This is a genomic window from Streptomyces roseochromogenus subsp. oscitans DS 12.976, assembly GCF_000497445.1.
Lineage (GTDB): Bacteria > Actinomycetota > Actinomycetes > Streptomycetales > Streptomycetaceae > Streptomyces > Streptomyces oscitans.
Genome location: NZ_CM002285.1, coordinates 8,623,591 through 8,648,016 on the forward strand (window position 1 = coordinate 8,623,591; position 24,426 = coordinate 8,648,016).

A 24,426-nucleotide genomic window follows, 5' to 3' on the forward strand; every position below is an offset into this window, starting at 1 on the left:
CACGCGCGCGTGTAAGGAGCCGATGGTCGTGAGGGTCGTCCTGCTGGGCACCGCCGCCGGGGGCGGCTTCCCGCAGTGGAACTGCGCCTGCTCGCTGTGCACGGCCGCCCGGGACGGCAAGCTGCCCTCCCGCACCCAGGAGTGCGCCGCCGTCACCGGCAACGGCCGCGACTGGTGGCTGCTGAACGCCTCGCCCGATCTGCGTACCCAGCTCAGCGCCACTCCGGCGCTGTGGCCCGGCCCCGGCCCCCGGGACACCCCGCTGCGCGGTGTCCTGCTCACCGACGCCGAGGCGGACCATGTCACCGGCCTGGCCGAGCTGCGCGGAGCGGCGGGCCTGAAGGTCTACGCCGCCCCGCCCGTCCGCGCCGTCCTGGGCCCGGCCCGCGCCGCCCTGGACCGCTACGCCCCCTGGGAGTGGGCGGACAGCCTGGCCGACGGCGGATTCGTGCTGGCCGGCGGACTGGTGGTCACGGCCCATCCGGTGGGCGTGAAGATCCCCAAGTACGTGCCGACGCAAGGGTTCGGGCCCGCGGGCCCGTGGGTGACGGCGTATCGCATCGAGAACCTGTCCAGCGGGGGAGTGCTGGTGTACGCGCCCTGCGTCGGCGCCTGGAGCCCGGAGCTGGACGAGCTGTGCGCCGAGGCCGACTGCGTCCTGCTGGACGGCACCTTCTTCGCGGCCGGCGAGATGAGCACGGCGGTGCGGTCCGGCGCCGGCCAGGCCGCCGTGGGACACCTTCCGGTCACGGGCCCGGACGGCACGCTCGCGGCCCTGGCCCGTCACCCGGGCGCACGGCGCGTCTACACCCACCTCAACAACACGAACCCGCTGCTCGACCCGGAGTCACCGGCACGCGCGCGTATCGCCGAGGAGGGCATCGAGGTCCTGCCCGACGGGGCCGAGCTGCTGCTCTGACGTTCCCGTCCGGTCCCTGACGTTCCTGCCGGGTCTCTGACGTTCCTGCCGGGTCTCTACCGTTCCTGCCGGGTCTCTGACGTTCCTGCCGGGTCTCTACCGTTCCTGCCGGGTCTCTACCGTTCCTGCCCGGTCTCTACCGTTCCTGCCCGGTGAGCATGCGCTCCAGCACGGCGCGCTGCAGCGGCTGCACCTCGGCGTGCAGCGTGCGGCCCCTCGGAGTGAGGGCCACCCACACCCCGCGCCGGTCCTCCGCGCACACCGAGCGCTCCACCAGACCGTCCTTCTCCAGCCGGCCGATGAGCCGGGACAGCGCGCTCTGGCTGAGATGGACCCGACCGACCAGATTCTGCACCCGGCACTGGTCGCCCTCCGCGGGCGACTCGGTGGCCAGGATGTCCAGCACCTCGAAGTCGCTGGCGCCCAGTCCGTGCGGGTGCAGGGCCCGGTCGATCTCGCACATCGTGTGCGCGTGCACGGCGAGGATGTCCCGCCACCGTTCCTCGAGCCGGGCGTCGGCCGTCTTGACTGCCATACCCGCACCGTAGCACCGATCCGGCCAATCATTGAGTGTGCAACTAGTGCGGGAGCAGGCGGGGCCGGCCGCGGGTGGCAGGTGCTCAGGCGGCGGGGTCCTGGAGCAGGCCGATCAGATTGCCGTCGGGGTCCTTCACGGAGGCGATCAGCCGCCCGTTGCCGACGTCCCGCACATCCTGGACGACCTCGGCGCCCGCCGCCAGCAGAGCCGCGAGCCGCTCTCGGAGATCGGTGACATGCCAGAACGGCACCGGCCCGGTCAGGCCCTGAGCGTGCCCGTTGGGGTCGAGGCCGACGTCCTGCCCCTCGGCCTTGAAGCCGACGTAGTAGGGCTGGTCCGCGTACGGCTCGACACCCAGCAGGGCGGTGAACAGGGCCTTGGCACGGTCCTTGTCCTTGACGGGGTAGATGATCGTCTGCACGCCTGCGCTCATGAAACTCACTCCTCGTGGTGCGTGGTCCGACGGGTGTCCCGTCGGCGCACTTCACGCTAGGACCGGGGAGCCCGCTCCGGCTTCTTCGATCCTGACCGGTTGCGGGCTCCGCACGGTGCCGTCATTCGCTTATTCGCTGTGCAACACCTCCGCCACGGTGAGACGGGCCGCCCGCCGGGCGGGGATCAGGGCGCCCATGACGGCGATCAGGAGACCTGCGAGGGCCAGGAGCGTCAGGGTCGGCGCGTGCCAGACGTCTGTCATGTACGACGGCAGGGTGATGTCGACCCCAGCGGCCATCCGGGGGACGACCACCTCGTAGGCGGCGATGCCCAGCGGGATGCCCAGCACCGACCCGATCACGCCGAGCAGCGCCATCGACGTCACCGTCATCACCGTCACCTGGCGCGGGGTCATGCCGATCGACTTCAGCATGCCGAGGTCGCGGCGCCGGTCGTGGGTGTTGAGCACGGCCGTGTTGAACACCCCGAGGGAGGCGACCAGGGACAGCGCCAGGGTGAGGGCGGTCGCGGAACCGACGATGGTGGCGGTGACGCTGTTCGGGCCGCTCAGCTGGACGGACAGACCAGGGTCGGCGGCCCGGACCGCGCGCGCGTAGGCCTCCTGGTCCGCCTCCGTGCCCTCGCGCAGCAGGACGTGGTATGCGATGGGCCTCGCGTCAGGCATCAGGGCGGTGACCGTCGGCCAGGCACCGGTGATCTTCCGGTCGTTGTCGTCCATCGTCTCGCCGACGACGGTCACCTCCGCTTCGCGGCCGGCCTGCCGCAGTCGCAGATGGTCCCCGAGGCGCACTCCGTTCCGGCGCATGAACGCAGACGCGGCCACGACCTCTCCGGTGCGGTGCATCCAGCGGCCGCCGGTGAGCACGCTGTCCAGGGGCACGTTTCCGCGCCGGCCCTCGAACATGACCACTTGGGTGGTGCCGACCAGGAGCGCATCGTCGTCCGACCGTGCGGTCACCCGGGTCGCGCCCGGCAGCGAACCCAGCAGCGACTGGAGCTGCCGATCGGTGTGCACGGGCTTGATTTCCTTGCCGTGCCGGAAATTGCCGACGTACACGGTGACGTCGTAGACACGTTTCCCGTGCCCGAACGCGGTCATCGTCGCCGCCAGGCCGGTCGCGAACGTCACCGTCGTCACGCCCAGAACCACGGCGGCCAGCGTGAGCGCACTGCGCGCCGGACGGGCGAACGGCAGTCCCGCGCCGAGGCTCACCGACCGGGGCAACCGGGCACTGGCCAGGCGCCGTTGGACACCCAGCGCCCGTCCGGCACGCGGTGCACTGCCCGCGCTGATGGCCCGCGCCGCCGACAACCGCTGCGCCCGCACCGAAGGGCCGAGCGCGGCCAGTACACAGACGAGCGGCATGCCGAGCAGGGCGAGCACGTTCACCCAGGGCGCGATGCCGACGCTGTCGTGGAACACTCCCGAGCTGGGCCCGGTGAACACGAACTGGAAGAAGGGATGGGCCAGGAGGTTCCCGGCGAGCGTGCCGAGCGCGCAGCCCAGCAGAGACGGTACGGAGATCATCACCAGGTACACGGCGAGCACTTGCCCTGGCGCGAAGCCAAGTGCCTTGAGGATGCCGATGTGCCGGAAACCGGAGACCACCGCACCACCCACCACATTGGCGACGATCAGCACCGCCACCAGGATGCCGAGGATGCCGAACGCCATCAGGTAGGGGGCGTACGCGCGCGCGTTGCTGCCGATCCGGTGTCTGAGCGACAGATACGACTGTGACCCGGCGAAGGTGCCTTTCGGCAGCCCCGCGGTCACCTTGGCCAGTTCCGTGCGCAGCGCACTCTCCGACGAGGCGTCCCGGAACCGGAACAGCATCTGCGTGCCGGTAGGGTGCAGAGCCTGGATCTGCACCGGGGCGACCCACACGTCGGCGGAGTGGCTCAGGTCGAAGGCGAACCCGACGATCTTGAGTGTGGGCCCCGACGGCACGTGGAACGTCCTGCCCAAGTCGTCGGCCGTCCAGTCGGACTCCCGGTTCAGGACCATCTCGCCCGGCCGGGTGGGCCACCGGCCCGCCCACAGGTCCACCCGGTCCACCGGGCCGCCGGGCCCCGGCCGGCCCACCACGGTGACCTCGCCGCCGAGGCCGAAGTCGCCCGCCCCGCGCGGAATCTCCATCGACGCCTGGGGAAACGGTCCGGCCACCGCCTCCACTCCCGGCTCCCGGGCCGCGTCCACCAGGCGGGCGTCCGACACCCTGCCCCGGTCGAACGCTGCCACCACATGCGGCCCGTGCTGCTTGCCGAAAGCGTGGTCGAACGGCGCCGACGCCGCGTCCACCAGCCCCAGCGCGACCACCATCGACCCGGTCGACACCAGCGTGACCAGCCAGATCACCAGCGTCTGCAGTCTCCGCCTGCGCACGGCCGCCCGCGCGGCCTTCCACACCGCCCTCATACCGACGGCTCCAGGGTGTGCTCACCGGTGACCCGCCCGTCCGCCAGCTGCACCAGGCGACTCGCGCAGCGCTGCGCAAGATGCTCGTCGTGCGTGACGATGACCAGCGTCTGGCCGATCTGGTTCAGGTCGATCAGCAGATCCATCACCTGCTCCCCGGCCCGGCTGTCCAGCGCGCCGGTCGGCTCGTCGGCCAGTAGCAGGGCCGGCCGGTTCATCAACGCCCGTGCCACGGCGACCCGTTGCCGCTCACCACCGCTGAGCACCGCCGGATAGGCGTTGCGGCGGTCCGCGATGCCCAGCTCCTCGAACAGCTCCAGGGCGCGCCGCCGGGCCTGCCGGGCCGGAGTGCCGGTCAGCTGTGCGGCCAGCGCCACATTGTCCAGGGCCGACAGATCATCGATCAGGTTGAAGAACTGGAAGATCATGCCGATCCGGCGCCGCCGGTACAGTGCGAGCCCCTTCTCGCTCAGCTCACCCACGTTCTCGCCGTGTACGACGACACCGCCGGCCGTCGGCCGGTCCAGCCCGGCGATCATGTTGAGCAGCGTCGACTTGCCGCACCCCGAGGGGCCCATCACCGCGACCGCCTCCCCGGCGCGGATCTCCAGCGACACCCCGTCGAGTGCGACCGTCTCGCCGTACTCCTTGCGCACACCGTCGAGCCGTACGACGGTGTCTCCCGTTCTCACCTCGGTGACCATGGACAGGACGCTAAGCGGGAGAGCGGGCCTGGGGCATCCCTCCCTGGATGGCATCCCGGCCGGCGCCTCATCCTGGGGATGCAGGAGGCTGAATCCCCAGGCCGATGCGGATGTCAGTGCCGTCTGCGAATATCAAGGCCATGGGGGAGTATGACGTGTTGGCGGCGGCGCTCGCGGTGGTGTGCGCGGCCGTTCTGGGGCTGACGGCGGCGCTGGTGCGCATCCGGCGCCGCTGGCAGGCGGCGGTCGGGGAGCGCGGCTGGCTGCTGGAGCGGGAGCGGGAGAGCGCGGCGGAGGCCGCGATCGCGGCCGAACGTGACCGGATCGCCCGCGAGTTGCACGACATCGTCAGTCACAACGTCAGCCTCATGGTCGTCCAGGCGAGCGCCGCGCGCGAGGTGCTGGGCACGATGCCGGACGAGGCGGCGAAGGCACTGCGAGCCGTCGAGGACGCAGGCCGGGGCGCGATGACGGACCTCAGACATCTGCTGGGGCTGCTGGCCCCCGCGCAGGACGGCTCGGACACCGACCCCGGCCAGGGATCGGGCGGCGCCGACGCGGTGAGCACGCCCCTCACCCCCCAGCCCGGCCTCGACCGGCTCGGCCCGCTCGTGGACCGGATATCGTTCGCCGGGCTGCCGGTGGAGGTCCGTATCTCCGGCGAGCCGCGCCCGCTGCCCCAGGGCATCGACGTGACCGCCTACCGCATCATCCAGGAGGCCCTGACCAATGTGCTCCGGCACGGCGACGGCGGCAAGGCGGAGGTGACCGTGCGGTACGCCGACCACGCCCTGCGCGTCGAGGTCCTGAACACCGGCCCCAGCGCGCTGACCGGCACGGCCCCGGCCGCGCCGAAACCTCGGGCTGCGCCGAGAAGCCCGGCCGCCGGCACCGGCCGCGGCCTGCTCGGCCTGCGCGAGCGGGTCGCCGTCTACGGGGGTGACCTGGACGCCCGCCGCAGACTCGGCGGCGGCTACCGCGTCCGCGCCCGCATTCCCCTGGACCGCCCATGACGGGGGACGCGCCCGAGCGGGCGCCCCGGGTGCTGATCGCCGACGACCAGACGCTGATCCGGACCGGCTTCCGGCTGATCCTCACCGCCCGAGGCATCGAGGTGGCCGGCGAGGCCGCCGACGGAGCGGAAGCGGTCGCCGCCGTCCGTGAACTCGCTCCGGACGTCGTGCTGATGGACATCCGCATGCCGGTCATGGACGGCCTGGAGGCCACCCGGCGGATCCTGGAGAAGTCCCCGGACTGCAAGGTGCTGATGCTGACCACCTTCGACCTGGACCGTTACGTCTACACGGCCCTGTCGCTGGGGGCCAGCGGCTTCCTGCTCAAGGACGTCACCCCGGAGCACCTGGCGGCGGCCGTACGGCTCGTCGGCACCGGTGACGCCCTGCTGGCACCGCAGATCACCCGGCGCCTGGTGGAGCGGTACGCGGCCGAGGCCGAGCGGACGGCCGTGACCGTCCCCGTCGGCCTGGCCGCACTCACCCCCCGCGAGCGCGAGGTGCTGACCCTGCTGGGCCGAGGCCTGTCCAACACAGAGCTGGCCACCGAGCTGACCCTGAGCGAGGCCACGGTCAAGTCCCACGTGGCCCGCATCTTCGCCAAGCTGGGCCTACGCGACCGTGCCCAGGCGGTGGTCCTGGCCTATGAGACCGGGCTGGTCCGGCCGGGGGCGCGGTAGCGCCCAAGGGCCGCGAGGCTGTGTTGAACATGCGGCTCGGCCGCGATGGGGGTCCCCCGGGTTCGAGTGAAGCCGAGAACTTGGGGGATCGACCAGCCACAACGGCGCCGCAGACGCCCGACGGCCCTTACAGGCAACCCGCGAGGCGCCCGGCACCTCTGTGGGCGCTCACGCTCTGGCAACCCGTGACGCGCCCCGCACCCCCGTGGGCGCTCCCGCTCAAGCCGAGTCGCGCCGCACCAACTCCGTAGGAAGGATCACCGCAGCCGGTTCCTCGCCGCCGATCTGCGCGAGCAGCACCCGCACCATCTCGTTGCTGATCCGGTCCCACGGCTGCCGGATCGTGGTCAGCTCCGGGGTGACGGCCGTCGCCGCCGGGGAGTCGTCGAAGCCGCCGACAGCGATGTCGTCCGGCACCCGCTTCCCGGCCCGGTGCAGCGCCGCCAGCACGCCCTGCGCCATCAGGTCCGAGGCGACGAACACCGCGTCCATGTCCGGGGCCTGCGCCAGCAGCCGCTCCGCACCCGCCTCACCGCTGGCCCGGCTGTAGTCACCGGAGACGATCAGGCTCCCGTCGACCCCGATGCCGGCCTCGGCCAGCACCTCCTTGTACCCGGCGAGCCGCTCCACACCACCCGGGGTGTCCGGGACCTACCTCTTCGCGATCAACCACACCGCCGGCGACACCAAGGTGCCGCTGGACACGCCCGGCACCGAGCTGCTGACGGGCGAACGCGCCGCGGGCCGCCTTCCGGTCCCCGCGGGAGCCGTCCGGGTCGTACGACTCGACGGCTGAGCCGGCTCCCCTCCGTCCGCGTGTGCCACGAGAGCCGCGGGCGGAGGGGTTCTCCTCCAGCCCCCACTGGCGGACACCCCTCCCCGTTCAGTCGAAGGGACGACGGACGATGAAGTTCCATCCCAGACGCACCATCAGGGGCCTGCTGCTGCCGCTCGCCGCCGGGCTCGCCCTCACCGTTCTGCCCGCCCGGACCGCCTCCGCCGCGAGCACCCTCACCAACGGTGGCTTCGAGTCCGACGGCACCGGCACCGCCACCCCCAGCGGCTGGTCCGAGTACGGCGACACCGGCGCCTCGTACACCGAGTCCGGCGGCCACAGCGGGAGTTACCGCCTCACCCAGTACTCGTCCTCGGCCTACAAGGTCGAGACGTACCAGTACCTGTCGGGCCTGACCAACGGCAACTACACCTTGACCGTGTGGGTCCGTTCCAGTGGCGGGCAGAACGCCGCGTACATGGCGCTCAAGAATTGCGGGAGCGCGGAGCAGCGCACCGATCTGCCCATATCGTCCAGTGGGTGGATCCGTATCGTCACGCCGATCAAGGTGACGAACAACCAGTGCACCATCAGCATCAACAGTGACGCGAACGCCGGCAACTGGATCAATGTCGACGATGTGACCTTCACGTCCGGCACCACCGGTTCGTCCATCCACGGCGCCGACATCTCCTCCCTCGCCAAGAGCGAGGCCAAGGGCGGTGTCTACAAGACGAGTTCGGGTGCCACCGGCGACGCGCTCGCCATCCTGAAGTCGTACGGCATGAACTACGCCCGCCTGAAGGTCTGGGTGAACCCCGCCGACGGCTTCAACGACAAGACGCACGTCCTCGCGATGGCCAAGCGCATCAAGGCTCAGGGCATGAAGCTCCTGGTCGACTTCCACTACTCGGACACCTGGGCCGACCCCGGCGCCCAGACCAAACCGGCCACCTGGATGGGCCATACATACAGTCAACTCAAGACAGACGTGTACAACCACACGTACGACGTGTTGAACGCCTTGAAGGCTCAAGGCACTACCGCCGACATGGTCCAGATCGGCAATGAGATCAACGCCGGCATCCTGTGGTCCGAGGGATCGACGTCCACCTGGAGCCAGCTCGCCGGGCTCCTCAACTCCGGCTACGACGCGGCCAAGGCGGTTTCCTCGTCCACCGTGGTGGCATTGCACCTGGCCAAGGGCGGTGACGACGCCGGCACCAAGTCCTGGTTCGACACCGCGGTGTCCAACGGCGTCAAGTTCGACGCGATCGGCCTGTCGTACTACGGCTACTGGCACGGTCCGCTGTCCGACTTCCAGACCACGATCGACGACGCGGCCTCCCGCTACGGCAAGCCGGTCTTCGTCGCCGAGACCGCCTATCCCTTCACCCTGGCCAACAACGACTCGCTGGAGAACCAGATCGACACCACCGCCGAACTGGTCTCCGGCTACCCGGCGACCGTGGCCGGCCAGACCAAGTGGATGAACGACGTGGCGAGCATCGTCGAGGCCGTCCCGAACGGCCGCGGCCTCGGCGTCTTCTACTGGGAGGCGACCTGGACCGCCGTCAGCGGCAACGGCTGGGACCCGACCGACGCCACCTCAGGCAACGGCTGGGAGAACCAGGCCCTGTTCGGCTACGACGACAAGGCGCTCTCCTCCATGACGTGGTTCAGCCACCGCTGAGCCACAGCTGAGGGGGCCCGGGCGCAAGGGGCGGCCGGGCCTCCCCTATTTTCCGGGGGCATATGCACCCCCCCGGGTCGCACGGCCGTTCGGTACCGGACAACGGTCACGGAGTGCCGGACGCGGCGGCGTCGCCCGGTCCACAGTGGGAACACTGCGTACGAGGAGGTCAGGGACGGAGGCGGACGGATGATGGGAACCCCCTCGGGCCGGATGCGGCAGACGATTCTGGAATGGCTCAAGGACCCCGCGGCCCACTTCTCGGCGCCCGGTCGCCGCGATCCCGCCGAGACCGGAGTCACCGCGCGTGCCGTGGCCGCCAAGCTGGGCGTGCGCCACCGGACCGCCCGCGCCCACCTGGACTTCCTCACCCGGCTCGGCGTGCTGCGCACCCGCCGCCTGCGCTGCCGTACCTACTACCGGCGCGACGAGATCCGCATCGCCGAGGTGGCGCGCGTGTTCGAGAAGGGGTGGTGAGGAAAGCGCTGGTGAGCCGGGGTCGGACCGGGCGGAGCGGGGCAGGATGAAGGGAGGGGAGGACTCGGCGAACACTCGGCCTACCGGCGGGAGAGGCCGGCTGACGGCGAAGGGCATCGCACATGGACCGACCGACGGCACTCGTCCCGCTCCACTACGTCTCCCTCGGCGCCCGCGGCCCCGAGGACGTGGTGGCCGACGCACACGGGCGCGTCCTGACCGGAGTGCGGGACGGCCGGATCCTGCGCCTCCACGACCTCGGAGACCCGCGGACGGCCCGCGTGGAGGTGCTGGCCGAGACCGGCGGCCGTCCCCTCGGACTCGAACCGCTGCCGGACGGCGGTCTGCTGGTGTGCGACGCGGAACGCGGCCTGCTGCGCGTCGACCCCGGTCCCGGCCCCGGCGGCGGCACCGTCCGCGTCCTCGCGGACTCGGCGGCGGGGGAGCGGCTCCGCTTCTGCAGCAACGTCGTCGCCCTGCCGGACGGCACCGTGTACTTCACCGTCTCCAGCCGCCGCTACCCACTGGAGCACTGGATCGGCGACATCGTCGAACACACCGGCACCGGACGGCTGCTGCGCCTGCCGCCCGGGGGCAGCGCACCCGAAGTCCTGCTGGACGGGCTGCAGTTCGCCAACGGGCTGGCGGTCGGCGGCGACGGCTCCTTCCTGGTGATCGCCGAGACCGGCGCCTGCCGTCTCACCCGCTACCACCTCACCGGCCCGCACGCGGGCCACACCGACCTCTTCGCCGTGCTGCCCGGTATGCCGGACAACATCTGGCGCGAGGGCGCCGACGGCCCGATCTGGGTCGCGCTCGCCAGTCCGCGGGTCCCGCCGCTGGACCTCCTGCACCGCACCCCGCCCGGCATGCGCGGCGCCGCCGCCCGGGCCGCCGTCCATGCGCCGTACCGCCCGAGCGGAACGATCGGGGTGGTGGCCCTCGACGACAACGGCCGCACCGTCGGCCATCTCGTCCGCCGCCGCTCCGGCTTCCGCATGGTCACCGCCGTCTGCGCGACCGGCGGCCACCTCGTGCTCGGCAGCCTCCGGGAGCCCGGCGTCGCGGTCTGCGCGCGGCCCGGCGCCCGCTGACCCGGCGGTAGGCTGGTGCCCGGCCGTGATCACCCGGCGGGGCAGGCCGAGCACCCCCAGGGCCCGGCCGAACAGGAGACGTGAGCGCATGACAGCCCCGGAAGCCGAGAGCCTCCGAGTCCGCCCCACGCCGCGCCGGCGGTCCGAGTGGCGTACCCAGGCACCCGTAGTCGCGGTGGTCGCCCTCGGCGGCGCCCTGGGCGCCTGCGCCCGCTACGGCCTCACCCTCGCCTGGCCCACGCCGCCCGGCGCCTTCCCCTGGGCGACCTTCTGGACCAACGTGAGCGGCTGCGCGGTGATCGGGGTCTTCATGGTGCTCATCACCGAGGTGTGGGCCGCCCACCGGCTCATACGGCCCTTCTTCGGCACGGGCGTCCTCGGCGGTTTCACCACGTTCTCCACCTACGCCGTCGACATCCGCAGGCTGGTCGACGGCGGCCGCCCCGGCCTGGGGCTCGGCTATCTCGCCGCGACGCTGTGCGCGGCCCTCGCCGCGGTGTGGCTCGCCTCGGTCGCCGCCCGCCGGGTGCTGATCAGGAGGCAGCGATGACGTCACTCACCGGCCGCGCCCTCAGGCTGACCGTCTACATCGGCGAGGACGACACCTGGCACCACAAGCCCCTCTACTCCGAGATCGTGCACCGCGCACACGCGGCCGGACTCGCCGGGGCGAGCGTCTTCAGGGGCATCGAGGGCTTCGGCGCCTCCTCCCGCATCCACACCTCCCGCCTGCTGTCCCTGAGCGAGGACCTGCCCGTGGCCGTCGTCGTCGTGGACACCGAGGAGCGCGTACGGGCGTTCCTGCCGCAGCTCGACGAACTCGTCGACGAAGGGCTCATCACGCTGGAGGAGTGCGAGGTCGTCCGGTACGTGGGACGCACGGGCGGCCCGGGGGACAAGAAACCGAAGGGTAAGAAGTCGTTGTGAACTGGCTGCTGGTGATCGCGGGGGCCGTGATCGGCGCACCCTTGCGCTACCTCACCGACCGTGCCGTGCAGGCCCGCCACGACTCGGTCTTCCCCTGGGGCACTTTCGTGGTGAACGTCTGCGGATGCCTGGTCCTCGGGCTGCTCACGGGTGCGGTCTCCGCCGGGGCCGCCGGACCCCATCTGCAGCTCCTCGTCGGCACGGGGCTGTGCGGCGCGCTGACGACGTACTCGACCTTCTCCTACGAGACGCTGCGGCTCGCCGAGGCCGGCTCCGGCCTCTACGCTGCCGTGAACGTCGTCGCGAGCGTGCCGGCAGGGCTCGCCGCGGCGTTCGCCGGTGTCTCACTCGCCGGAGTCCTGTGGGCCTAGTGCCTGCCGTATAGCACGGCAAAGCAAGGGCACCGCAAGTACTGTCTACAGCACTGTCGACCAACTCTCCCCAGAACTGGATCCCATGAGCGCCATCTCCGTCGGTCAAGCCGTCGTCCTCGGAGTCGTCGAGGGGGTGACCGAGTTCCTCCCGGTGTCCTCCACCGGTCACCTGAAGATCACCGAGGGACTCATGAACATCCCCGTCGACGACAAGTCCGTCGTCGGCTTCTCCGCCGTCATCCAGGTCGGCGCCATCGCCGCCGTGCTCGTGTACTTCTTCAAGGACATCAAGCGGATCGTCTCCGCGTGGTTCCGCGGCCTGGTCAACCGCGAGGAGCGCTACCACCACGACTACAAGTTCGCCTGGTGGGTGATCGCCGCCACCATCCCGATCGTCATCGTGGGTCTGGCCGCCAAGCCGCTGATCGACGGCGCGCTCGGCTCCCTGTGGGTGGTGGCCGGCTCGCTGATCGTCGGCTCCGGTGTGATGTGGGCTGCCGACCAGATGGGCCGGCACAAGCGCGGCGAGGACGACACCTCGTTCCAGGACGCGATGTGGGTCGGCTGCTCCCAGATCCTCGCCCTGCTCTTTCCCGGCTTCTCCCGCTCCGGCGCCACCATGTCCACCGCGCTCATCAGGGACCTGGACCGTGTCGCCGCCACCCGCCTGTCGTTCTTCCTCGGCATCCCGGCCCTGACCGGCGCGGGTCTGTACGAGCTGAAGGACGCCCTCGGCGCGGGCGTGGGCGCCGCTCCGCTGGCCGTCGGCACCATCGTCTCCTTCGTGGTCGCCTACGCCTCCATCGCCTGGCTGCTGAAGTTCGTCGCCAAGCACTCCTTCAACGCCTTCGTGATCTACCGCGTCATCATCGGCGTGGGCCTGCTCGGCCTGCTCGCCACCGGCGTGCTCAGCGCCTGACCGAACCCTCCTGATCACCCACGGGGTGCGGATGCCTGCATTCAGGGCGCCGCACCCCGTGAATGTTTCCTTACGGGACGTCTTGACAGTCCCGGCGGGCAACCCGCAGGATCGCTCCCGTGAACCTGTCAGACAGCCAGACAGGTGGCCTGGTCCCGCGGCGCGTCAGCGCCATGGAAGCGGTCCTCGGCCACCTCCGCGGCGCCATCGAACGCGGTGAGTACGCCATAGGCGACAAGCTCCCCTCCGAGGCCGAGCTGTGCCGCACCCTCGAGGTGTCCCGGCCCGTGCTGCGCGAGGCGCTGCGCGCGCTGCAGACGATGGGCCTCACGGTCTCCCGGACCGGCAAGGGCACCTTCGTCGTCGCGAACGCCGTCGAGGACCCCACCTTCGGCGACTACGCGGCCAGCGACCTGCTCGAGGTGCGCCGGCACATCGAGATCCCGGTCGCCGGATACGCGGCCGCGCGCCGCACCCCGGAGAACCTGGACCACCTGGCCCATCTGCTCGACCGCATGGAGCGGGAGACGGACACCACGGCCTGGGTCGCGATGGACACGCTGTTCCACCTCGCGATCGCCGAGGCCGCCCAGAACCCGGTCTTCCGCCGGGTCATCGAGGAGATCCGCGACGCACTGGCGCGTCAGTCGGCCTTCCTCAACGAACTGGGCGGGCGCCGCGAGCAGTCCAACCGCGAGCACCGGGCGATCGTCGAGGCGCTGGTCGACGGTTCCGAACACGACGCGGTGGAGGCCATGAGCCACCACCTGGACCGCGTCGAGACGACCCTCACCGACATCGTGCGTCCCCAGCGGACGGACGACCTCCCCACGGAAGGCGGACCCGAGGCGTGAGCGAGCAGCACCTCAAAGACGAGACGCGCCCCTCGTCCGGCCATGTCGACGCCGGAGACGCCGGCTACAGCAAAGGCCTGAAGCACCGGCACGTCAACATGATCGCCATCGGCGGAGCCATCGGCACCGGCCTCTTCCTCGGCGCGGGCGGCCGGCTCGCCGACGCCGGACCCTCCCTGTTCATCGCCTACGCCGTCTGCGGCGTCTTCGCCTTCCTGGTCGTACGCGCCCTCGGTGAACTCGTCCTGTACCGCCCGTCCTCCGGCGCCTTCGTGTCGTACGCGCGGGAGTTCCTGGGCGAGAAGGGCGCCTACACCGCGGGCTGGATGTACTTCCTGAACTGGGCGACCACCGGTATCGCCGACATCACCGCGGTCGCCACCTACACGCATTACTGGGGCATGTTCTCCGACATCCCGCAGTGGGTGATCGCGCTCATCGCGCTGGCCGTCGTCCTGACCGTGAACCTGATCTCGGTCAAGATCTTCGGCGAACTGGAGTTCTGGTTCGCGATCGTCAAGGTCAGCGCGCTCGTGGTCTTCATGTGCATCGGCATCTTCCTGCTGGTCACCCAGCACCCGGTCGACGGCCACCACCCCGGTCCGTCCCTGATCACCGACAACGGCGGCGTCTTCCCTAACGGCCTGCTGCCGATGCTGCTGATCATCCAGGGTGTCGTCTTCGCCTACGCCTCCGTCGAACTGGTCGGCGTGGCCGCCGGAGAGACCGAGAACCCCGAGAAGATCATGCCGAAGGCGATCAACTCGATCATGTGGCGTGTGGGCCTGTTCTACGTCGGCTCCGTCGTCCTGCTGTCCATGCTGATGCCCTGGAACGCGTACAGCGCCGGCCAGAGCCCCTTCGTGACGGTCCTGTCGCACATCGGCATCCCCGCGGCCGGTGACGTGATGAACCTGGTCGTGCTCACCGCCGCCATGTCCTCGCTCAACTCCGGCCTGTACTCCACCGGCCGCATCCTGCGCTCCATGGCCATGAGCGGCTCGGCGCCCAAGTTCACGGGGCGGATGAGCCGAAGCCAGGTCCCGTACGGCGGAATCCTGCTCACCAGCGGTATCTGTGTCCTCGGCGTGGGCCTCAACTACGTCGTCCCCGCCGACGCGTTCGAGATCGTCCTCAACTTCGCGGCGATCGGTATCCTCGCGACCTGGGGCATGATCATGATCTGTCACCTGCTCTTCTGGCGGAAGACCCGGCGGAGCGAACTGATCCGGCCGTCCTACCGGCTGCCGGGCTCCCCCTGGACCGAAGTCGTGACGCTGGCGTTCCTCGCCTCCGTCCTGGTCCTCATGTACGCCGACGGCGGCGCCGGACGCACCACCGTGCTCTGTCTGCCGCTGATCGTCGCAGCGCTGGTCGCGGGCTGGTACGCCATCCGCGGCCGCATATCCCGCACGTCCACCGGCGCCGACGCGTGACCCGCGTACCGGCCGACCCCGACTCACGATTCAGGCAGTGATGTACAGCAGTTCCCCCGCCGGCGCCCCCGTCGTCCGCGAACCCCTCCACGCCCCCGTCGCCCACCTCGTCCGCGGCGGGGTCGTCGAGGGCATCCACTACGGCTCGGTCGTCGTCCTCGGCGCCGACGGCCGGGTGGAGTTCCAGCTCGGCGACATCGAGGCCGCCTTCTACCCGCGCTCGGCAGTCAAGCCCCTCCAGGCCGTGGCCATGCTGCGGGCCGGGCTGCCGCTCGACGGCGCACTGCTGTCGCTGGCCGCCGCGAGCCACTCCGGCGAGGAACGCCACCTCGCCGGCACCCGGCGCATCCTCGAACTCGCCGGGCTCACCGAGGACGATCTGCGCAACGTCCCCGACATGCCGTTCGACCCGGTCGTCCGGGACGCCTGGGTGCGCGAGGGCCGTCTGCCCTCCCGGCTCGCCCAGAACTGCTCCGGCAAGCACGCGGCCATGCTGTGGACCGCCCGGCTCAACGGCTGGTCCCTCACGGACTACCTCGACCCCGGGCACCCGCTGCAGCAGGCGATCCAGGAGATCGTCGAGGACCTGACCGGCCAGCGGGTCGCCCGCGTCACCGTCGACGGCTGCGGCGCGCCGCTGTTCTCCATCTCCCTGCACGGCCTGGCCCGCGCCCTGTCCCGGATCACCTCGGCCGCCCCCGGCACCCCCGAGGCGCAGGTGGCCGACGCGATGCGCGAGCACGCCGAGATGGCCTCCGGCTCCGGCCGCGATGTCGCTTCGCTGATGCGAGCCGTGCCGGGGCTGCTGGCCAAGGACGGGTTCGAGGGCGTTCAGGTCGCCGCGCTGCCGGATGGCCGGGCCATCGCCGTGAAGATCGCCGACGGGGCGAACCGGGCGCGGATCCCGGTCGCGGCGGCGGCGCTCGCCCGTGTGGGCGTCGACCCGGAGCTGCTCACCGAGTTCGCGGGGGAACCGCTGCTCGGGGGCGGGGAGCCGGTGGGGTGCGTGCGCGCTGTCCGCGCCCTTGACCCGGTTCCACTCGCTGCCTCCGCGTAGTGCTCCGCTGGATCGGCCGTCTTGGATCCGCGGGTCCGTTGTGGCTGGTCGCGCCCGCGCGGCGGAGCCGCACATCTGATACAGCCCCGCGCCCCTTTGACACCTCAGTACCCCAGAAAGAGGACCGCACCCTCATGACCGCCACCACCCGCAGCGAACACGATCTGCTCGGCGACCGTGACATCCCCGCCGACGCCTACTGGGGTGTGCACACCCTGCGTGCGACGGAGAACTTTCCCATCACCGGTACGCCGATCTCCGCGTACCCGCATCTGATCGATGCCCTGGCCGCAGTCAAGGAGGCCGCCGCGCTCGCCAACGCGGAACTCGGGCTGCTGCCGCCCGAGAAGGCGGACGCGATCGTCGCCGCCTGCCGGGAGATACGCACCGGCAAGCTGCACGACCAGTTCGTCGTCGACGTCATCCAGGGCGGCGCCGGCACGTCCACCAACATGAACGCCAACGAGGTTGTGGCGAACCGCGCGCTGGAACTCCTCGGCCACGAGAAGGGGCAGTACACGTATCTGCACCCCAACGAGGACGTCAACCTGGGTCAGTCAACCAATGACGTCTACCCGACCGCCGTCAAGACAGCGACCGTGTTCGCGGTACGTGGACTGCTCAAGGCGATGGCTGTACTGCAGGACTCGTTCGCCCGTAAGGCCGTCGAGTTCCGTGACGTGCTCAAGATGGGCCGTACTCAGCTGCAGGACGCCGTGCCGATGACGCTGGGTCAGGAGTTCTCCGCCTATGCCGTCATGATCGAGGAGGACCGCAGCCGTCTCGCCGAGGCCGTCGAGCTGATCCATGAGATCAACCTCGGTGCCACGGCGATCGGTACCGGGCTCAACGCCCCCGCCGGATACGCCGAGGCCGCCCGCCGGCACCTGTCGGAGATCACCGGGCTGCCGCTGGTCACCGCCGCCAACCTGGTCGAGGCCACCCAGGACTGCGGTGCCTTCGTCCAGATGTCGGGTGTGCTCAAGCGGATCGCGGTCAAGCTCTCCAAGAGCTGCAACGACCTCAGGCTGCTGTCCTCCGGTCCGCGCGCGGGCCTCGGCGAGATCAACCTGCCGCCGGTGCAGGCGGGTTCGTCCATCATGCCGGGCAAGGTCAACCCGGTGATCCCCGAGGTGGTCAACCAGGTCGCCTTCGAGGTGATCGGCAACGACGTCGCCATCACCATGGCCGCCGAGGCCGGACAGCTCCAGCTGAACGCCTTCGAGCCGATCATCCTGCACTCCCTGTCGGAGAGCATCACGCACCTGCGGAGCGCCTGCCTCACGCTGGCCGAGCGCTGCGTCGACGGCATCACCGCCAACACCGAGCGGCTGCGCGCCACCGTGGAGAACTCCATCGGCCTGGTCACCGCGCTCAACCCGCACATCGGCTACACGGCCGCGACCGACATCGCCAAGGAGGCCCTCGTCACGGGCCGTGGGGTGGCCGAACTGGTGCTGGAGAAGGGGCTGCTGCCCGCCGAGAGGCTCGCCGAGCTGCTGCGCCCCGAGGTCGTCGCGGGCAGCGGGGCACCGGCCGCCTGACCTGCGGAGACGCACACCCGATTACGTTCCGGGACCGGCCGGGAGGCACAATAGTGATCATGACAACGACGTCGTCCCTCACCTTTCTGCCGGTCCTGGAGCGCATCGCCGAGGAGATAGGACGCACGCCCGGCCGCGGCCGGGCCGCCGACTACATCCCGGCCCTCGCCGCCCGCGACCCCCGCCGGTTCGGTATGGCCGTGGCCGAGCTGGACGGCACGGTGTACGGGGTGGGGGACTGGCGTGAGCCGTTCTCCGCGCAGTCCATCACCAAGGTCTTCACACTCGCCCTGGACCTGGCCCGCGAGGGCGACGAACTCTGGGAACACGTGGGCCGCGAGCCCTCCGGCAACCCCTTCAACTCCCTGGTCCAGCTGGAGTACGAGAACGGCATCCCGCGGAACCCCTTCATCAACGCGGGCGCCCTCGTCGTCACCGACCGCCTCCAGACCCGTACCGGAGACGCCGCGGGCGAGCTGCTGGCCTTCCTGCGCGCCGAGAGCGGCAATGCCGGACTGGACTTCGACCTGGACGTCGCCGCCTCCGAGACCGCGCACGGCGACCGCAATGCCGCCCTCGCCCATTTCATGGCGTCCTACGGCAACATCGACAACGACGTGCCGGCTCTGCTCGACCAGTACTTCCGGCAGTGCTCCGTCACCGCGTCCTGCGCCGATCTGGCCCTCGCCACCGGCTTCCTCGCCCGGCACGGCATCCGCGCCGACGGCGGCCGGCTGCTCACCCGCAGCCAGGCCAAGCAGGTCAACGCGGTGATGCTGACCTGCGGGACGTACGACGCGGCCGGGGACTTCGCCTACCGCGTGGGGCTGCCCGGCAAGAGCGGGGTCGGCGGCGGGATCATCGCGGTCGTACCGGGCCGGTGCACGCTGTGCGTGTGGAGTCCGGGCCTGGACGAACGGGGCAACTCGGTGGCGGGGGTGGCGGCCTTGGACCGCTTCACGACCCTGACGGGCTTGTCGGTCTTCTGAGGGGGGCACTTTCCAGCACAGGGCGGGGCAATCAGCCTCACCCGCAGCCGGCGACGCACCGTGGCCCACCCCCCGCGGTCACATCTCGGCCCCCGCCCGGAGGGCTGCGCGTCGCTTTCCGGCCACCCTGCGTTGACACGCTGAGCCAGTGTTGGCCATGGCATTCCCCCTCGATCTCCGCCGCTGTCAGCTGCTCGGGCTGGCCGGTACCGCCTTCCTCGCGCTGGGCGGTGAGACCGCCGGTGCCCTTCCGGTGCAGAACCTGCTGGCGCCTGCCTCGGCCCAGGCGGCGCTCGGGCTGGTGGGGGTCTACTTCGGAGTCGTCCTGCTGATAGCGGCCTGGGTGCTCCTCGGCCGCCTGGTGCGCGGACCGCAGCCGCCCACCCCGCGCACCCTGCTGCTCGTGCTGGCCGTGTGGGCGGCACCGCTGCTGCTCGCGCCGCCGTTGTTCAGCCGGGATGTCTACAGCTACCTGGCGCAGGGCGCCATGGCTCATGCCCATATGAACGTCTACGCCCACGGCCCCGCCCAGCTCGGCGGCCCGCTCGCCGACGAGGTCGCCCCGATGTGGCAGCACACCGGCGCCCCCTACGGCCCCGCCTTCCTGGGACTGGCCTCCGCGCTGACCGGCCTGACCCGCGGCGAACTGCCCGCCGGACTGCTCGGCATGCGCCTGGTCGCCCTGCTCGGTGTGGCCCTGATGGCGCTGGCGCTGCCGCGGCTGGCCCGGCACAGCGGCGCCGACCCGGCCGCCGCCCTCTGGCTCGGCGCACTCAACCCGCTCGTCCTGCTGCACCTGGTCGCGGGCGCCCACAACGACGCCCTGATGCTGGGTCTGCTGGGGCTCGGCCTGGTCGCCGCACGCGGGGACCGGCCGGCCGGCGGTGTGGTCGGGGCGGTCCTCGTGACCCTGGCCGCCCTGGTCAAGGCGCCGGCCGCGCTCGGACTGCTGGCGGTCGTGGCTCTCCAGGTCCGCTCCGGCCGGCGCCCGCTGCCGGCCGCCGCGACCACGGCGGCGGCCTCCGCCGTGAGCACGGTCGTCGCGACGGCCATCGCCGGCACCGGCTACGGCTGGATCGGCGCCCTGAACACCCCGGTCTCTCCGCACAACTGGGCCCTGACCAGCCTGCTCGGCCGCGCCACCGGTGCCCTGCTGGAACACCTCGGCAGCAGCCTGGCCCCGCTGGCCGTCCCGGCCTGGCATGCGCTCGGCCTGGCCGCCACCGCCGTCGCCGTGGCGCTGATATGGCGCCGACTACGCCTCAGACCCGTGTACGCACTCGGGCTCAGCCTGCTGACGGTCGCCGTGTTCGGTCCCGCGATCCGCCCCTGGTACGTGCTGTGGGGGCTGTTCCTCATCGCCGCCGCCGCACCGAACACCTCCGTACGGCACCGGGTCGCGGCCCTGACGGGCGTCCTCGCCCTCGCCGTCCTGCCGAGCGGCGGCCCCGCCGACCTCGGGCAGCTGGTGCTCGCCGTCTCCGGCGGGGTGCTCGGCGTGGTCGTCCTGTGGCAGGCCCACCAGGCGGCCCAGGCCCCGGTACCGGGACGTACGGCGTGAGCGGGCTGCCGCGCCCCCTCACGGACCGCGGCCGGGCGCTGCTCGTCCTCGCCCTCGTCGCGGCCGTGACGGTCTTCACCGCCACCGTGCCGCTGCTGCGCGGCTTCTTCGACCTGCGCGTCTACTACGGCGCCGTGCACACCTGGGTGCACCACGGCGGCCGGATCTACGACTACCACGTGCCGGGCACCACCTACGGCTTCACCTATCCGCCGTTCGCGGCGGTCACCATGCTGCCGCTGGCCCTGCTGGGCCGGACCTCGGCGATCGTGGCGTCCCTGCTGGTCAACCTGGCTGCGCTGGCGGTGGTCCTGCGGATCCTGAGCGGGCCGGACTGGCGTCGGCACGGCTGGTTCCGCTGGTCGCTGTGCCTGTGTCTGCTCGCGCTGTTCGAGCCGCTGCGGGACACCTTCAGCTTCGGCCAGGTGAACCTGGTGCTGCTCGCGCTCGTCCTCGGCGACTGCTGGCTGCTGGCCACCGGCCGGGGGCGCTGGGCGGGCGCCGGGATCGGGCTCGCCGCCGCGGTGAAGCTGACACCTGCCCTGTTCATCGGCCTGCTGCTGCTCGCCGGGCGCCGCCGGGCGGCCGGTGCCGCAACGGCCGTCGCCGCCGCGGCGACCGCGCTGGCTGTCTGGGCGGACCCTCGGGCGTCCCGTTTCTACTGGACCGAGGCCCTGTGGGACACCGGCCGGGTGGGCCGGCTCGACTATGTGTCGAACCAGTCGCTGCAGGGAGTGCTGGCCCGCCTCGGCGAGACCGGCCGTCCGCTGTGGGCGACGGCGGTCCTGCTGACGCTGTGCGTCTGGGCGTGGCGGACCCGAGGGGCGGTGCAGGCCGGCGACTGGACGGCGGCCTTCGCGCTCACCGGGGCGGCGGCCTGCCTGGTCAGCCCCATCACCTGGGTGCACCACCTGGTGTGGCTGCTGCCGTCCTTCGCCGTGCTGCTGCGTACCGGGCACCCGCGGATCGCGGGCGCCCTGTACGCGGTGCTGTGCACGAGCGTGGTCTGGCTGTGGTTCGACGACGCCTCCGGCATCGGCGGCTTCCTCGGCAGCAACACCTACACCTGGATCACACTGGGTCTGCTGCTCGGTCTGCCGACGGGTCAGTCACGCGTGGTGCGCCTGCCCTTGCCCCGCAGTCTCAGTACCACAGCCACGGCGCCGAGCCCGCAGAGCCCCGCGACGACGCCGGGGACCGTCCAGTCCGAGTCGTCGTCCGCCGGCCGGGATGTGGCCGCGGCGACCACCGGCGCGGCCGGCGACGCCTGCCTCGACTTGGCACGCAGCCCGTCCAGCGAACCGACCGGATCCACGTGCCCGGCGGCTTCGAAGCCCCAGTCGAGCAATTCGCGGGCCTCGTCGTACACGGTGGACCCGCCTGCCTGAGGGTTCATCACGGTCACCAGCAGCGTGCGCCCGTCCCGGCGGGCCGCGGCGACCAGGGTGTTGCCCGCGTTGGTGGTGTAGCCGTTCTTGATGCCGATCAGCCCCGGATACCGCTCCACCCCGCCCGCGCCGGTCAGCAGCTTGTTGGTGTTCCGGATGCCGTACGACCATCCGTCGCCGGGGAACATGGCTTCCGCGGTGGAGCAGTAACGGGCGAAGTCGCGGTTGCGCAGCCCCGCCCGGCCGAAGACGGCCAGGTCGAAGGCGGAGGACACCTGGCCGTCCTCGTCGTAGCCGTCGGGGGAGACCACATGGGTGTCCAGGGCGCCGAGCGAACGTGCCTTGGCCTGCATCTGCTTGGCCGTGACCGCCCAGCCGCCGTTCAGCGCGGCCAGCACATGCACGGCGTCGTTGCCGGAGCTGAGGAAGACACCGCGCCACAGGTCGGCCACCTCGTAGGAGTGTCCCTCCTTGACGCCGACCATGCTGCTGCCCGCGCCGATGTCCGCCAGTTCTTCGTCGCGCACGGTGTGCCTCATTCCAGCGGGCAGGGTCGGCAGCACGGTCAGCGCGAACAGTGTCTTCAGGGTGCTCGCGGGCGGCAGCTTGCGGTGCGCGTCGTTCGCGGCCAGCACCTCGCCGCTGCCGGCGTCGGCCACCACCCAGGACAGCGCCGACACCTCGGGCACCTCGGGCGCGCCCCGGCGCAGCCGGACCTGGGTGCCGGAGTCGTAGAGCAGGGACGGGCCGGGCATCGCCGCCCGGGGAGCGGGCGGGGCGGGTTCCCCGGCCCGGGTCCCGGCGGTGGAGGTGGCCGGCATGAACGCCAGCACGCCCGCCACGCATAGGGAACAGGCCGACACGGCCGCCCGATGAGAGAATCCGGTGATCATATGCTCAACGTACGAACGGGTCCGGTATCCCTCGCGCTGTGCGGGGCCGTTCGGCCCATCCGGGGAACCCGAATGCCCGAGCCGCCCTGTTCGGAGCGGGGTCAGCCGGTGGGCAGGGTGGGCCGGATCTGCCGCAGGAACGCGGCGTTGCCGGGGGTGGAGCGCAGCCGCTCCAGCAGCGTCTCCAGACCGGACGGTCCGCCCTCGCGGGAGCGCAGGACCCGGCGCAGACCGTGTACGGCCGTCAACTCGGCCGGGGTGAGGAGCAGCTCCTCGCGGCGGGTGCCGGTGGCGTCGAGGTCCACGGCGGGGAAGAGACGCCGGGCGGCGGATTCCCGGTCGAGCCGCAGCTCCATGTTGCCGGTGCTCTTCAGCTCCTCGAAGTAGTAGCCGTCGGCGCGGGATCCGGTGTCCACCAGCACGGTGGCGAGGATGGTCAGCGAGCCGCCTTCCTCGGCCTGGCGGGCGGCGCCGAAGAACCGCTTGGGGCCGAGCAGCGCGCCCGCGTCGACACCGCCGCTCAGGGTACGGCCGCCGGCGGCGGAGGCGTTGTTGTGCGCCCGGCACAGCCGGGTCAGCGAGTCCAGCAGGATCACGACGTCCTCGCCGGCCTCCACCCGGCGCTTGGCCCGCTCGACGACGAGCTCGGCGAGGGCGATGTGTTCCTTGGGCGTCCGGTCGAAGGTGGAGGCGTACACCTCGCCGCGCACGGAGCGGCGCATCTCGGTTACTTCCTCGGGGCGTTCGTCCAGTAGCAGGACCATCAGCCGGCACTCCGGGTGGTTGCCGGCCACGGCGGCGGCGAGCTGCTGGAGCAGCACCGTCTTGCCGCTCTTCGGCGGGGCCACGATGAGTCCGCGCTGGCCCTTGCCGACCGGCGCGAGGAGGTCGGTGACGCGCCCGGCCAATCCGGACGCGGGGTGTTCGAGGCGGATGCGGTCGTGCGGGTGAAGCGAGGTGAGGTCGCGGAAGTGGCGCCGGCCCCGGAGGTCCGCCGGGTCGCGTCCGTCGACGCCCGTGACCTCGATCAGGGCGCGTTGAGCGCCCCGGACGCCCTCGACGAGGTCGCCCTTGCGCAGACCGTGGCGCCGGATCAGCGCCGCCGGGACCTGCGGATCGATGGGGGAGGGCAGCAGACTCGCGGCCCGCAGCTGCCCCTTCCCGTGCGCGTCGATGTCGAGGACACCCGTGACGAGCCGGGCGGCCGGGGCCTGCTGGACCACGGGAGGGTGTTCGAGTGTGGTGGTCATGGTGGGAAGTCCTTTCAAGGACGGAAGAAGTGCGGGGGAAGGGGGGAGAGCCGTGAGCGGGAGGCGGTGACAGCTGCCTCCGGGCGGCGGGAACGGCACCTCGGGTACGGCGGAAACGCCCTGGTCACGAGGTGGTGCAGAGAAGAAGCCCGGGCCGGTCTGGAGCCTCGGCCGAGGGGCTGATGGAGAAGAAGCGGCACCGGTGTCCGTACGACGGGACACGCACACGCGCTGATCGCACTATACCCGTGCGGCTGTCTCGGTCAACATGAAGCCGTCCGCGTCTGTTCCCGCCCCGCGGTGGCCCCGGTGCACTGTCCGGCGGGATCGAGGGGGTGGCCGTACTCGGGCACGAGGCGCCGACGACCGCTGACGGCGAGGACCGCCGGCGGTTGCGGTTCCTGGTCGGCTGGGCCTTCACGCCTCGCCGCGCGGAGCAACTACGGCTCTGGGCCGAGCAGTTGAC

At 71.4% G+C, this 24,426-nt stretch carries 22 protein-coding genes and 3 pseudogenes; 18 read left to right on the top strand and 7 right to left on the bottom strand.

The features are described 5' to 3' along the window. The first annotated feature begins 22 nt into the window (after positions 1–22). Complete coding sequence (gene pqqB / locus M878_RS87010) at positions 23–919, top strand: pyrroloquinoline quinone biosynthesis protein PqqB (RefSeq protein ID WP_023552906.1); 897 nt, start codon at positions 23–25, stop codon at positions 917–919. A gap of 136 nt (positions 920–1,055) precedes the next feature. On the opposite strand, the gene M878_RS87015 is transcribed toward pqqB, so the two are convergent. The 4 genes from M878_RS87015 to M878_RS87030 form a co-directional block, all read right to left on the bottom strand. After that, entirely contained in the window at positions 1,056–1,454 is a 399-nt protein-coding gene (locus M878_RS87015; RefSeq protein ID WP_023552907.1) for a MarR family winged helix-turn-helix transcriptional regulator, read from the bottom strand. Positions 1,455–1,539: 85 nt separating this feature from the next. After that, positions 1,540–1,890: a VOC family protein gene (locus M878_RS87020; RefSeq protein WP_023552908.1), complete on the bottom strand. Its 351-nt coding sequence runs from the start codon at positions 1,888–1,890 to the stop codon at positions 1,540–1,542. Positions 1,891–2,019: 129 nt separating this feature from the next. Beyond that, on the bottom strand, positions 2,020–4,332 hold the full coding sequence (locus M878_RS87025) for an ABC transporter permease (RefSeq protein WP_023552909.1): 2,313 nt from the start codon (positions 4,330–4,332) through the stop codon (positions 2,020–2,022). Continuing rightward, positions 4,329–5,036, bottom strand: a complete 708-nt coding sequence (locus M878_RS87030; RefSeq protein ID WP_023552910.1) for an ABC transporter ATP-binding protein — start codon at positions 5,034–5,036, stop codon at positions 4,329–4,331. The genes M878_RS87025 and M878_RS87030 overlap by 4 nt, the downstream gene beginning before the upstream one ends. Positions 5,037–5,176: 140 nt before the next feature. On the opposite strand from M878_RS87030, the gene M878_RS87035 reads away from it, so the two are divergent. Further along, a complete protein-coding gene (locus tag M878_RS87035; RefSeq protein WP_023552911.1) occupies positions 5,177–6,049 on the top strand; it encodes a sensor histidine kinase in 873 nt (290 codons plus the stop codon). Continuing rightward, complete coding sequence (locus M878_RS87040; RefSeq protein ID WP_023552912.1) at positions 6,046–6,729, top strand: response regulator; 684 nt, start codon at positions 6,046–6,048, stop codon at positions 6,727–6,729. Before M878_RS87035 ends, M878_RS87040 begins: the two co-directional genes overlap by 4 nt. A 219-nt stretch (positions 6,730–6,948) precedes the next feature. On the opposite strand, the pseudogene M878_RS87045 reads toward M878_RS87040, so the two are convergent. Next, positions 6,949–7,374 (bottom strand): annotated as a pseudogene (locus M878_RS87045) (LacI family DNA-binding transcriptional regulator); the annotation flags it as partial. On the opposite strand from M878_RS87045, the pseudogene M878_RS95380 reads away from it, so the two are divergent. The 15 genes and pseudogenes from M878_RS95380 to M878_RS000000101550 form a co-directional block, all read left to right on the top strand. Then, a pseudogene (locus M878_RS95380) lies at positions 7,367–7,525 on the top strand (Beta-galactosidase C-terminal domain); the annotation flags it as partial. The pseudogenes M878_RS87045 and M878_RS95380 sit on opposite strands and share 8 nt — an antisense overlap. A gap of 109 nt (positions 7,526–7,634) precedes the next feature. Continuing rightward, on the top strand, positions 7,635–9,197 hold the full coding sequence (locus M878_RS87050) for a glycosyl hydrolase 53 family protein (protein ID WP_023552915.1): 1,563 nt from the start codon (positions 7,635–7,637) through the stop codon (positions 9,195–9,197). Between the two features lie 189 nt (positions 9,198–9,386). Next, positions 9,387–9,674, top strand: a complete 288-nt coding sequence (locus tag M878_RS87055) for a helix-turn-helix transcriptional regulator (protein WP_023552916.1) — start codon at positions 9,387–9,389, stop codon at positions 9,672–9,674. Positions 9,675–9,796: 122 nt separating this feature from the next. Beyond that, on the top strand, positions 9,797–10,768 hold the full coding sequence (locus tag M878_RS87060; protein ID WP_023552917.1) for an SMP-30/gluconolactonase/LRE family protein: 972 nt from the start codon (positions 9,797–9,799) through the stop codon (positions 10,766–10,768). Between the two features lie 88 nt (positions 10,769–10,856). After that, complete coding sequence (crcB, locus tag M878_RS87065) at positions 10,857–11,318, top strand: fluoride efflux transporter CrcB (protein WP_023552918.1); 462 nt, start codon at positions 10,857–10,859, stop codon at positions 11,316–11,318. After that, complete coding sequence (locus tag M878_RS87070) at positions 11,315–11,695, top strand: DUF190 domain-containing protein (protein WP_023552919.1); 381 nt, start codon at positions 11,315–11,317, stop codon at positions 11,693–11,695. The genes crcB (M878_RS87065) and M878_RS87070 overlap by 4 nt, the downstream gene beginning before the upstream one ends. Then, positions 11,692–12,066, top strand: a complete 375-nt coding sequence (gene crcB, locus M878_RS87075) for a fluoride efflux transporter CrcB (RefSeq protein WP_023552920.1) — start codon at positions 11,692–11,694, stop codon at positions 12,064–12,066. Before M878_RS87070 ends, crcB (M878_RS87075) begins: the two co-directional genes overlap by 4 nt. Positions 12,067–12,151: 85 nt before the next feature. After that, entirely contained in the window at positions 12,152–12,988 is an 837-nt protein-coding gene (locus tag M878_RS87080) for an undecaprenyl-diphosphate phosphatase (protein ID WP_023552921.1), read from the top strand. 173 nt (positions 12,989–13,161) lie between these two features. Further along, the gene (locus M878_RS87085; protein WP_031226953.1) at positions 13,162–13,842 is read left to right on the top strand and encodes a FadR/GntR family transcriptional regulator; all 681 of its coding nucleotides are present in this window, start codon (positions 13,162–13,164) and stop codon (positions 13,840–13,842) included. Further along, complete coding sequence (locus tag M878_RS87090) at positions 13,839–15,278, top strand: amino acid permease (protein WP_023552923.1); 1,440 nt, start codon at positions 13,839–13,841, stop codon at positions 15,276–15,278. The genes M878_RS87085 and M878_RS87090 overlap by 4 nt, the downstream gene beginning before the upstream one ends. 40 nt (positions 15,279–15,318) lie before the next feature. Then, positions 15,319–16,335: an asparaginase gene (locus tag M878_RS87095; RefSeq protein ID WP_023552924.1), complete on the top strand. Its 1,017-nt coding sequence runs from the start codon at positions 15,319–15,321 to the stop codon at positions 16,333–16,335. Between the two features lie 134 nt (positions 16,336–16,469). Continuing rightward, the gene (gene aspA / locus M878_RS87100; protein ID WP_023552925.1) at positions 16,470–17,879 is read left to right on the top strand and encodes an aspartate ammonia-lyase; all 1,410 of its coding nucleotides are present in this window, start codon (positions 16,470–16,472) and stop codon (positions 17,877–17,879) included. A gap of 59 nt (positions 17,880–17,938) precedes the next feature. Then, positions 17,939–18,868, top strand: coding sequence for a glutaminase (locus M878_RS87105; RefSeq protein WP_031226954.1), 930 nt, complete (start codon positions 17,939–17,941; stop codon positions 18,866–18,868). A 157-nt stretch (positions 18,869–19,025) separates the two neighbouring features. Next, entirely contained in the window at positions 19,026–20,429 is a 1,404-nt protein-coding gene (gene mptB, locus M878_RS87110) for a polyprenol phosphomannose-dependent alpha 1,6 mannosyltransferase MptB (RefSeq protein WP_023552927.1), read from the top strand. Positions 20,430–20,434: 5 nt separating this feature from the next. Further along, positions 20,435–21,817: a glycosyltransferase 87 family protein gene (locus M878_RS000000101550; RefSeq protein ID WP_037731182.1), complete on the top strand. Its 1,383-nt coding sequence runs from the start codon at positions 20,435–20,437 to the stop codon at positions 21,815–21,817. 11 nt (positions 21,818–21,828) lie between these two features. Here the strand turns inward: M878_RS000000101550 and M878_RS95385 are convergent. Further along, positions 21,829–22,710 (bottom strand): annotated as a pseudogene (locus tag M878_RS95385) (D-alanyl-D-alanine carboxypeptidase family protein); the annotation flags it as partial. Positions 22,711–22,811: 101 nt separating this feature from the next. Beyond that, entirely contained in the window at positions 22,812–23,960 is a 1,149-nt protein-coding gene (gene rho / locus M878_RS87125; RefSeq protein WP_023552930.1) for a transcription termination factor Rho, read from the bottom strand. Positions 23,961–24,426: the final 466 nt, after the last annotated feature.